At 60.1% G+C, this 11483-nt stretch carries 6 protein-coding genes; 3 read left to right on the plus strand and 3 right to left on the minus strand.

What is annotated here, in order from left to right; all coding sequences use genetic code 11:
* Positions 1 to 4: 4 nt before the first annotated feature.
* Positions 5 to 1459 (minus strand): alkaline phosphatase family protein, encoded by a 1455-nt coding sequence (locus tag AC5E6W_RS17780; RefSeq protein ID WP_491753671.1) that lies wholly within the window; start codon positions 1457 to 1459, stop codon positions 5 to 7.
* A 73-nt stretch (positions 1460 to 1532) separates the two neighbouring features.
* Between AC5E6W_RS17780 and AC5E6W_RS17785 the strand changes: the two genes are divergently transcribed.
* Complete coding sequence (locus AC5E6W_RS17785) at positions 1533 to 2966, plus strand: hypothetical protein (protein WP_491753672.1); 1434 nt, start codon at positions 1533 to 1535, stop codon at positions 2964 to 2966.
* Between the two features lie 100 nt (positions 2967 to 3066).
* Here AC5E6W_RS17785 and AC5E6W_RS17790 read toward each other — a convergent pair whose 3' ends face one another.
* Positions 3067 to 4428 carry a hypothetical protein gene (locus AC5E6W_RS17790; RefSeq protein WP_491753673.1) on the minus strand — a complete coding sequence of 454 codons (1362 nt, stop codon included), beginning with the start codon at positions 4426 to 4428 and terminating at the stop codon, positions 3067 to 3069.
* A gap of 245 nt (positions 4429 to 4673) precedes the next feature.
* Between AC5E6W_RS17790 and AC5E6W_RS17795 the strand changes: the two genes are divergently transcribed.
* On the plus strand, positions 4674 to 8207 hold the full coding sequence (locus AC5E6W_RS17795) for an outer membrane beta-barrel protein (RefSeq protein ID WP_491753674.1): 3534 nt from the start codon (positions 4674 to 4676) through the stop codon (positions 8205 to 8207).
* Between the two features lie 96 nt (positions 8208 to 8303).
* Entirely contained in the window at positions 8304 to 9113 is an 810-nt protein-coding gene (locus AC5E6W_RS17800) for a DUF1868 domain-containing protein (RefSeq protein ID WP_491753675.1), read from the plus strand.
* A 30-nt stretch (positions 9114 to 9143) separates the two neighbouring features.
* Here the strand turns inward: AC5E6W_RS17800 and AC5E6W_RS17805 are convergent, their stop codons facing one another.
* Positions 9144 to 11342 carry a hypothetical protein gene (locus AC5E6W_RS17805; RefSeq protein ID WP_491753676.1) on the minus strand — a complete coding sequence of 733 codons (2199 nt, stop codon included), beginning with the start codon at positions 11340 to 11342 and terminating at the stop codon, positions 9144 to 9146.
* Between the last annotated feature and the right edge of the window lie 141 nt (positions 11343 to 11483).

Consider the following 11483-nt stretch of genomic DNA (forward strand, 5'->3'; position numbering starts at 1 on the left):
GGTGCTATTGGTGATTGGGGTCTATGTGGGGAAGCAGATTCTGACAACTGGCAGTCGGAAAATCGATGGCAAGCAGAGCTGCGGCAGTGCAAGCGACGTCCTTCAATTCCGCTCGGGCAAGATGTTGTGGTCTTATGCCCGGACCATAGGCGATGAAGGTTGCGTCGAGCTCTTTCGGCCCGGGCAGATAACCGTGCATCCCCCGCGTCTCCCCGGAAGATGTCACCCAGGGCCCGCTCTGCGCGGATCCATTCGTATATCCAGGAGCCAGGCTTACAGCCAGAAAAGCATCTGGAAAAGCATGCCTCTTCTGAAGTTGGGCCCGATCCAATATCGTGCCGATACCCCATGTGCCCTCGGCCTTCATTCGTTCGAGAGTCCCCTGAACAAGCGCCTTTGCGGCCTCATCTTTTGGGTCTCTCACTCTGAAGGAGACCGTGCCCCCTGTGATCTGGGCCGCCACCCTCCAGCAGTTCGGTTTGGAGGCTTCAGCCGCCAGACCGAGACTGTTGAGAAAGGCGTTCGGCTGGAAATCCTTCGACACGGGAAGAAATCCGTGATCGCTGACGATCAACCATGAGGTGCGGTCGGATAGTCCTGCGTCGTTTACCGCGCGGCGGATTTCACCGATGGCTTCGTCGATCGATTCCAGCGTCCTGTACGCTTCGCGGCTCCCTGGTCCATAGATATGCTCCTCATGATCGAGGTCAGTCAGGTGTACGAGAAGCAGGTTGGGCTTGTAGTTGCGGATCAGGAAGGCTGCCTGCTGAGCCCTGCGCGAGTCGGGCACATGGGAAGTGATCTCCTTTGCGCCTTCTGCTTTCTCGAACTTCGCGAACAGCCCGGGCGTGCTCAACGCGTGTTGAAGAAGAAGTTGCTCCTGGCTCTCCGGCTGCCCGAACTCGGGGAAGTTCCAATCGATAGCGGCTCCCACCGTCACAGGCCAGAAGACGCCCGCGGTAGTCAGGTGCGCATGGTGCGCAGCATCCCAAAGGGTCGGAACTTGGATGAGTTCAGAGAACCACATCCAGGCTCCACGCATCTTCCCTTCAGGGTCGAATAGCGTGTTGCTTACGATGCCGTGCTCTGAAGGGTCTTTCCCCGTGACGATCGTGGTGTGGCTGGGATAGGTAAGCGTCGGGAACACACCTACGAGTCCTTCAGAAGCTGCGCCACCCTCTCGCATCTCGTTGAGGTTGGGGGTGCGGAGTCCGAGCGTTCTCGTATCGAGCGCAGTCTGAGCGATCAGGCCGTCCACCGAGATGATTACCAGATGACGTTCAGCTGCGCGTGAATTCGAGATGGCGGATGTGCTCTTGCTTAACTGAGCGTGTGCCGAAACGAACGCGACACAAAACACAAGGACAAGCACACAACGGCGGAGCATAGGGCGGATGCACTCCCAACGAGGCACACGTCCAGCACTCACGCAATGAGAAGACAAGGTTTTTGCGGTCATCACACCTGCATCCTCCTTCAAGGGAGCCGAAAATGCAGGGGGTCTACGGAAGGTCTACGGAGGGGGTACCCCGGTGAATCATGTGCCAGTAACAAACCAGGCCCACACATTCAACAAACTGACACATGGCCCAGGTATTCTCCACGCAGTGCGAGCAACTGAAGGGGCTACACCCAGCGTTCTGGACGATATGCAAAACCCCGGTATGACATACTCCGGGCCGAAGTCCGACCCTCGGTGGATTGCACTCCAAGCGATCTTAGCGAGCCGCCAATTCGCAAAATCTGCACGCCTCAGCTCCTTTCTTCTTTATATCGGGATCGCCGAATTAGAGAATCGTCAGGACGAGGTCACCGAGCAGCAGATCGGCCTTCATGTCTTCAAGCGGCCTGCGGACTTCAATTCTGCGGAAGACAACATCGTTCGCACCACCGCCCGGCAGCTCCGGCAGCGTCTAGCCTTGTACTACCAGGAAGACGGCAATGCCGATGAGATCAGAGTCGATGTCCCTCGAGGCGGATATCTCCCGGTCTTTCAAACTCGATCGGTGGTGACAGTTGAGCCTTCGCCAGTTCCCTCTTCCCCTGAAGCGAATAGCCCGGCGCTAGCTCCCGTCGGTGGAGAGGAAGAAGAGATCAAGTCTCTCCCGTCCGCTCGGTGGCCCTTCCTGCTGGCCGGAGTCGCATTTCTCCTTGGGATTGGTTGCACACTCTTAGTACGTTATTGGGGCTCTCACCAGGAGAGCCGCCCGTCCGTCTCGCACGCCCTTTGGTCCGTTCTCTTCACCGCGGGTCAACCAACGGTTTTTGTTCCCGGGGACGCCGGCCTCACCATGTATGACAATCTGGCTCGGACACAAGTTGGAGTGAACGACTACATGACCGGCGCATATCTTCGAGAACCTGCTGCTCAGACACCAGCTGGCTATCGATGGACTCCGCTTGCAGGTCGACGCTATGTAAGCATCGTGGACCTGCGATTCGCGGATCATCTTCGAGCGCTTCCCGAGTTCCGTTCCGAGCGATATCAGATCGTCTACGCTCGTGATCTGCACGTTACCGATTTTCGGAACTCCAATCTGATCCTTGCCGGTGGACCTATCCACAATCCGTGGATCGAGGTGTTCGATAAGGGCCTCAACTTTCACTTCGTCTACGACGGCCCAACGAACGTCGTGCGGGTGATAAATCGGTCGCCACAAAAGGGCGAGTCCGCGGTCTATACGTGGTCTCCTGATGCGCCGAACCGCGGCTATGCGTATATCGCTCTTGTTGACAATCTCCAACACGATGGCAAGGTACTGCTGGTCGAAGGAACCACCATGGGCGCTGTCGATGCGGGCGAGTCCTTCCTATTGAATGATCCCAGGATCGGCGAGATCCTGCAGAAATCTCACACATCTGGCCAAAGGCTTAATAACTTCGAACTCCTGTTGGAGTCTGCTGTGATCGACGGAATCAGTCTGCATACAAACATTCTTGCTACCCGATTTCACTCTGCCTCTTAGGTCAACCGCTTCCTTCACCCGTGACGGGTGGAGGTCGGCAGGCCAGCTGAGATCGCGGTGCACCACGGCTACCACAGCTCATCGCCTGAGATCTAGCGGCCTACGCCATCACGCGCCACGCCAATAGATTGATGTGTACTGCGCTCGCTCCCATGCTCTGGGTGCTCAGCAATAGCTCGAAATGCGGAATCTTTCCGTGATTCCGTTGGATCTTCTTGAGAAAAGGCAGCAGCTCGGTATCGTCCGACACAAAGTCCCAAGCGGCTTCAGTCCCTGCCATCGAAGTCCCCTCGATAATAAGGGCGTTTCCATTGCCTGAGAGGTTCGGCACAAAGGCCACTACACCAAAGACCTGATGCTGAGGATCTCCATCCACGGAATCGTAGCGTGCAGCCTCACCTGCCTGCGGAACTCGATTGAAGACTGAGAAGACTCGTGCTTTGTAGTCGTTCTTTAGAACGAAGTTCATATTGCGCTCGAAGAGCTCATCCCAGGGATTGGCTTCTGCCGCGCCAATCAGGATCACATTGCCATCCTTGAGGTCATTGGGCCGCACGTCGCGAGCGTAGCGCACCTGGAGATTGTTCTGAGCCGCTTGCGCGATCCCCGCAAGTTTTACTGCCGCTTCCAGATCCACGATTGAGGTATATCGCCGGCCGTTGAAGTCGGTCCGCAGTCCGCGCATGGCCGAGGACATCGAAGGGTCAGGCGGCGTGCCGTTGGGGCTTCGATAGTCCCCGATGATGTATTCACTCAACGAGATCGTGCGCTGGTCGAACACATGCGAAAGCACAAGACCGGAGTCGGCCGGTATGACTAGCGTCTGCCGACCCTTTTCGAACATCTGGCTCCACAGTGGATGTTGCGCCGGGGGAATACCCGCGCTGCGACGAAAGTTCAGGGCAAGCGTAACGACAACCGCGATCGCCAGCACACCACACAAAGCCCAGGGCAAGAGCGCGCCGGCACTACGCGATGGCGCAACTACCTGCGCCGAAAAGTGAGGTGTTGGATGTTCAGTCGGTAAGAGATGAGAGGCTGAGTGCCCGCTCGGCGGCTCTTCGGCAACGCGGCGCGGCGCGAAGACCGGAACATACCCACCCTTGGGAATCACCAGGCGGATCTTCTCTTCGGCGCCCTCCTGCTCGTAGTAGAGATCAAGACGCTGCCGTAGGCGACTGGCCTGTGTGCGCACGATGCCATCCACGGACGAGTCATAATCCGGCGAGCGGCCAAACACCGCGCGACCGATCGTCTGTTCGCTCAGCTCGTTGTCTCGTCCGCGGAATGTCATGTCGCACAGGTGCGTGAGGAGCGTGCAGAGCTTGGCGCTGCGGGCAAAGGTCGGGCTGCTCACGATGCGGTCCACCAACTCGCGTTGGGCGAGTTGGGGCTGGTGGAAGGAAGCAGCGGGGACGGACGCTGGTTCGCCCGTGGAGCGTTCTCGCTTGAGAGTTTGCATGCGAAGCAGTCTCAGTCTACCGCTGGCGGTGTAAACAGTCGGTGAACCGTTCACGGGACTGTCACTGTATCGGGATACATGTCGTTTGTACAAAGTGCAGATTTGCAGAGGCTTCGCTAAGTATCGCTACCGTCACAGTGAATTCGCTTCAAGGAGGGGTTCGTCCCTGCTACCCATGTGTCGGACACACCAAACGCAATAACCCTCAGCTGTCCCCTTGAACCGATTTGCAGGAGCCCTACGCAATGATGTCTCTGTATTTGAACCCTTCCTGGAGTTTCCTTCGTTGGCGAAAGAATGCCCCATGGTTCCTTCTGATCCTCGCAGTCGGTTTAGTGCACCGCGCCGACGCTCAATTCGACTCTGGTGCCGTGCTTGGGAATATCAAGGATCCCTCGGGAGCCTCGATCAACTCGGCAACCGTGGACCTGACCAGCGTCGCCCGCGGCACCAAAGTGAGCCGGCAGACCGATGTCGGCGGCAACTACGAATTCGACAGCTTGCAGCCTGGTGACTACATCGTCTCGGTGTCCGCGCCTGGCTTTCAGGGGTCGAAGACCGATGCCTTCCGTGTAGAAGTGGGAGCCCGGCAGCGAGTCGACCTGAAGCTGGACATCGGCCAGGCCTCCGACACCATCGTTGTCTCCGGCGCCGCCACGCTATTGGAAACTGAAACGAGCGATCGTGGTCAGACAATCCAGGGACAGGAGGCGGTCACGCTCCCGCTGAATGGTCGCTCCTATGCGGACCTCGCTCAGCTCGTCCCGGGAGTCCGTCGCTCACTCATCGCGACGGTCGCCTCCACGCCGCCGCGCGATGCTTCCTATGATGTCAACGGCTTGACCTCGATGGACAACAACTTCACCCTGGACGGCATCGACAACAATGCCTACCAGGAAGCCAACCAGGGCTACTCCAACGAAGCGGTAATTCCCTCGCCCGATGCCCTGCAGGAGTTCAAGGTCCAGACCGACAACTACTCGGCAGAGTACGGCCGAGCCGGCGGTGCAATCGTCAACGCGACTACCAAGAGCGGCACCAACGCCTTCCACGGCGGAGCGTACGACTACTTCCGCAATACTGTGCTCAATGCCTTCGGACCGTTCTTCGGCACAGGAATCAAGCCGACTCTGGTGCAAAATCAGTTCGGTGGCACCTTCGGCGGTCCCATCCGCCGCGATCGCCTGTTCTTCTTCGTCGACTACGAAGGCCTGCGCTCGGTCTCGCACGCACTTACTACCGCCACTCTGCCCACAGCCGCCGAACTCACCGGCCTCTTCACCGTCGACGGCACTGCCAACGGCACACCGATTCCCATCAAGAACCCTTACACCAGCGCGATATATAGCAACGGGCAAGTGCCCCTGACCGATCCCAACATCGACCCGATCGCCCTCGCTGCGTTCAAGCTGCTGCCGACACCCAACATTCCGGGCGCGGCGCTAACCGCAGCCAACTTCCAATACCTGCCCGCCGCTCCCACCGTCGACAACAAGGGCGATGTGCGTGTGGACTACATCCGCAACGATCGCCAGAACGGCTTTGCGCGCTATAGCCAGCGTGCGGTGAGCTATTACCAACCGCCACCGTTCCCCGGTGCAGCCGGCGGTAACAGCAACGGCACACTCTATGCGCGCACGTGGCAGGGTGTGGCTGGTTATAACTGGGCAATTACAACGAACTCCGTGCTCGAGCTGCGCTACGGCCAGACCTTCACCGAGAGCGGCAAGAGCCCCGTCTTCCTCGACGCGCCTAACCTCCTTGCAGGCATCCCCAACGTGCCCACGGATCCCGCCTATACCGGCGGACTCAACGCCCAGGCTGTCTCGGGCTTCACGCAGTTCGGCGAGCAGGGGACCAATCCGCAGTACAACAACCCGATGCAGATCAACCCCCGCGTGAACTACACATGGGTGCGCGGCCGCCACTCGCTCAAGGTGGGCTACGAGTTCGGCTGGCTGTCGCAGATCATCTCCGACTTCCATCCGAAGTTCGGGCAGGACACCTACGCCGGCGCCTTCAGCTCAGCCGGCAGCACCACCACAGCGCAGGCGGCCAACCTGGCAGACTTCCTCTTCGGTGCGCGCAGCAACTATCAGTTGAACGCCTTCAACGTGGTGGACTACCTTCGCTACTGGCACATGGGCTACATTCAGGATGACTGGAAGCCCCTCTCGTCGCTGACGCTGAACCTTGGCCTTCGCTACGAGTTCATGTCGCCGAACTACGAAAAGAACAATAAGTTTTACAACTTCGACCCCACTGGCGACCGCCTGCTTGCCGCCGGTAGTGGCACCGACGTGAACAGCACCGCTCCCGGCAACGTCTATAACCTCCACTATGTCGGCGGTAACTCGCTCTATAGCCGCGGCCTGGTGAATCCGGTGCACACCAACGTCGCGCCGCGCGTGGGCTTTGCCTACCAGGCAACGCCCAAGACCGCTCTGCGCGGAGGCTATGGCATCAGCTATGCGTACCTCTTCCGCTTCGGAGGCGAAGGTCTGCTGGCCTACAATGGCCCCAACAATTACGATGCCACACTGCCGACCAACCAGACGCCAAGCCAAGGTCTGTGCTCCTCGTTGACGCAGGATCCGACCACCTGCTTCCGGCGCACGCAGGATGGCTACCAGACCAACTTTGCCGGGCCGACAAACTTCTCCACCATCAAGGCCCAGACTCGCTACACTCCGGCAAACTTCAAGCCTGCATACGTGCAGGCCTATCACCTCTCGGTCCAGCAGGAGCTTCCCTTTCAGAGCACCCTGGAGGTCGCTTACGTCGGCAACCATACTGTGCACATACCCGCGCTCGAGGATTTCAACCAGGCCCGCACCTGCCTCGCCAGCGAAATCCCGGTCAGCGCTCCTGGCCAGTGCACAACCTCCCTGCTCAATCGTCGCCCCATCGCCAACTTCACTGACATCCTCACTGAAAGCAACGCGGGCTTCCTCGTCTATAACTCGCTCCAGACCAAGTTACAGCGCCGCTTCCGCAATGGCCTGTTCCTGATCAACTCCTTCACGTGGTCCCGGGGCATCGATCTGACCTCTGCCGACCTCGAGACACAGAACGGCGATACGGCAGTGACCAACATCCGCAACACCGCCGCCGACCGCGGCCCCTCCGGCTACAACCAGCCACTCAACGATACGACCTCAGTCATCGCCGATCTTCCCTTCGGTCATGGTCACCACTTCGGCGCCAGCGCTCCGGGCTGGCAGCAGGAGCTGCTCGGAGGCTGGCAGCTCACCGCGATCAACGTCGCCACCAGCGGTGTGCCGATCAACCTCGCCTACACCCCAAGCAGCAATCAGGTGGTCTCCACCACCAGCGCCGCGTACGCCGTCCGTCCTAACCTCACGGGCTCCCCGAACGCGGTCTACGGACACACATTGGTGAAGACCAACAGCGCGCTCAACGGCTACTTCGTAGCCGGCTCCGGCACCACCCCACCCCCGGGTATCTCAATTCCCGCGCCAACGCAGCTCTTCGGCACTGCGGGACGCAACAACCTTCGCGGACCAGCATTTGGCCAGTTCGACCTCGCAGCCCACAAGCAGTTCACCCTCCCCGGAGACCGCTTCAATGCAGAGTTCCGCATCGAGGCCTTCAACGTGCTCAACGCCACAAACTACATCAGCCCGACGTCGAACGTGGCTTCAGTGAACAGCACAACAGGAACACCGACCTACAGCGCCAGCTTCGGAAGCTTCACGGGCAGTACCAGCGTGTACCCCTCACGCCAGGTCCAACTCGTGTTACGCGTCGGCTTCTAGGCAGCCCGTACAAACAGGCCGGCGCTCAGGCGTCGGCCTCACCTCTTCCCTCTTCTTCTTGTTCACAGCCGGCGTCCCGCCGGAAAGGATATCTCGTTGTCTATTCCCCTCTCTTCGCTGACGCGCCGCCACTTCCTTCTCCAAGCCTCCGCTGCATCCTCTGCCATGCTGCTCTCGTCGCGGTTGGCAGCTGAACCAGGCGTCCCTCAAGCCAGCACGGTTCCCAATCGTGACACCGTCCTCAAGTTCAACCCGGATGGCACACCTCGGCACTTCGCGGGCAACACGGTCATCTGTCACCTGTTGTCGCAGTGCGCCCTGCGCGACGTCATGGTTGAACTGCACGACAGGATGAGAGCCTCAACCTTCAAGAGTAAGTTGGGACTCACCTCAACTGACAGTTATCACATGACGGTCTTTCCCGGAGCCAACGACCTCGACCGGCATATCTATGGCTGGCCCTCGTATGTCCCGATGGACACCACCATCGAGCAGTGCAATGCCATGGTCGCCGAGCGCATCGCCGATACACGGTTCCACTGCGAACTCCCCCTGCGCATGCGCATCGACGCCACTGCGACGACGGACTATCAGACCGCCCTCAGCCTGCGCCTCGTGCCAGTGGATGATGCAGAGAATCGCAAGCTTCGCACCCTGCGCGATCAGTTGGGGGACGCATTCGGTTTTCGAACCAAAGACCACGCCACCTATCAGTTCCACATGACGATGTCTTACCAGCTGGACGGCTTCACGCCCCAGGAGCGAAACGACTATCACACCATGATCAGCGCCTACGTCCCGCGCATGGTCAAGGCGCAACCCGTGCTGGAGTTAGCCTGCCCCGAATACTGCACCTTCGAAGACATGTTTCGCTTCGAACCGAAGAGACTCCTCACCTGCGCCTGACCGAGCCCCGCCAATCGACCGGACGCTGGCTTAGCGCGCCTTCCGAATCTTCAGGTCGCTCTGGCTGCTGTCTTCGCCCGCATACAACAGCCAGCGCTCATCGGGGGAGACTGCGATGTCCGGCGCGTTCGGCACGAGCGGGCCTTCGCTCACACCCACCGATACCGTCTGCCCGTCACGATAGCGAAGGAAGGAGTAGACGTGGGTCCGCGCATCGAAGCGGCTCAGGTAAAGACTGCGGTCGACAGGGAGCCAGCTCATCACCGGGTCCGCGCGCAACCCTCCCATCAACTTAGCCGGATGGTCTCCATCCAGATCGCTGCTCCACAGCTCTCCGTTCCGGCTGCTGTAGATCAGGCCCTGACCGGTGGGCGCAACGGCGAAGATGCCTGCCTGTGCGATTCGCTGGACCGATCCATCCACCAAGGATCGACGCCACGCTGCCAGACTCCCATCGCGGTTGGAGTTAAAGTAGAGCGACCGTCCATCCGCAGACCAACTCGGCATTCGCTCTTCGTATGCATTGTGCTCCAGCAGCTGGGGCTCTCCGCCTGCAAATAGGATGACAAAGATCGCTGAGTGATCCTGGGGCCGAGCGTCGAACGCGATCCGATCTCCGCCGGGAGACCAGCTGATGCCTCCCAGCCATGGAACGTTGAGGTGCGTCAGTTGCCGAGCTCCCTTGCCTTCGCTGTCGGCCACCCAAAGCTCCATACTTCCGGAGCGATCGCTGACGAAGGCGATCCATCGACCGTCCGGCGAGTAACGAGGGTCGTAGTTCCGTCCCGACGAAGACAACAGCCGCAGTGGGGGGCGCGCGGAACCGTCGAGCGGTCGCCGCCAGATGTTCCAGTTCGCGTGGGATTCAACATACAGCAGCCAGTCCCCAGAGGGAGCCATCGCCGGCTCGGCGGCGGACGAGCTGTTCGTTGGGGCGATCCTCACTTCACCGCCCTCCGCCAGAACCGACCATAGTTGAAAGCTTCCTGTACGACTGGAGGAGAAGAGGATGCGTCGGCTGTCGGGCGTCCACGTGAGGCCCTGGATCGCCCTCCTGTCGGAGGTCAGTCGCCGAGGCTTGGCCAGTGGCTCCATCGGCTGTACGAACAGGTCTGCAACACCATGGCTCGAGTACCGTGCATAGGCGAGCTTCGTGCCATCTGGAGACAATCGCGGATAGAGGTCGTGATCCTCTCCACTTGTGGAAGTCAGAGGCGTGCGCCGGCCCATGAGATCGAAGAGGAAGATGCCGCCTGAATCCCGCGCGGGATCATAGTCTGCGAGGATCAGGCCCTTGCCATCCTTGGTCCAGACAGGCCCAGGAGCTCCGAGCAGAGGGCTGTTGTCGTCCGCCCACTGCCCGATCTGCTTGGCGACATGCGTCACGCTGATCTCCGACCCATCGCGAAGCCGATCCACGTTGAGGTCGACTTCATCGCCATGCACCTGAAGGAAGGCGATCCGCGTACCGTCCGGGGACCACGCTGGGAAGAGCCTGACCGCAGGAACCGCGTTCAGCGCATGGGGCGAACCATTCTCCACCGGACGCAAATAGATGTCTGGCCCGCCATCGTCATTCGTCCACACGTAGGCGACGGTGCGGCCATCGGGTGAGATCGCCGGACTGAACTCACGGCCCATCTCAGAGGTGAACGGAAGAATGCTGAAGGGTTCGTTCGCGAACAGAGACGAAGCCTGGCTGCGATGCCGATGCCACAGAGCGACTCCGAGAAGGGCAAGCGCTAGAAGGAGCGCAACAGCGAGCCCGAGCCAACGGGTGTTCGCGGTGCCAGGCGAAGACCCAGCCTCGGCGGATGGCACGGAAGCGGCCGGAGGCACAGGCTTCCACTCGAATTCCGGAACGTAGCCGCCCTTGGGAATATGGATGCGCAGCTCGTCCGTCCGGCCGTAGCTCTCGTAGTAGAGCTGCAGCTTCGACCGCAGGCGGCGCGCCTCGGAGCGGACGATCGTATCCACCGTCGGGTCCCACGTTGCCGGCTTGGCGAAGACCTCTCGCCCGATCAGGCGCTCCGACAGCAGACCCTGTCGGCCCTCCAGCGACGCCGTCACGACAAATCGCAGAAAGCTCACCATGCGCTCAGACCGGACAAACTCCGGGCTGGTGACGATCTTCTCCAGATGGCGATTCACCAGAGCGGCATCGGGCGGAACGCTACTCGTCACATATCCCGCCGCAAGGTCCGGCTGCTTTTCGAGGGTTGTCTCCATCGGCCACGTCTATCCCGGCCCGGATCGTTTCGCGGGCCCCACCCCCGACACGCCAGGTTCTGTCAGCTCCGCCGTCAAAGGGGTTCGACTCAAGTCTACCGTTCCCACAGTGGCGGAGGATAAGGTTCACGGCCGACCGCT

The organism is Bryocella sp. (assembly GCF_058498515.1).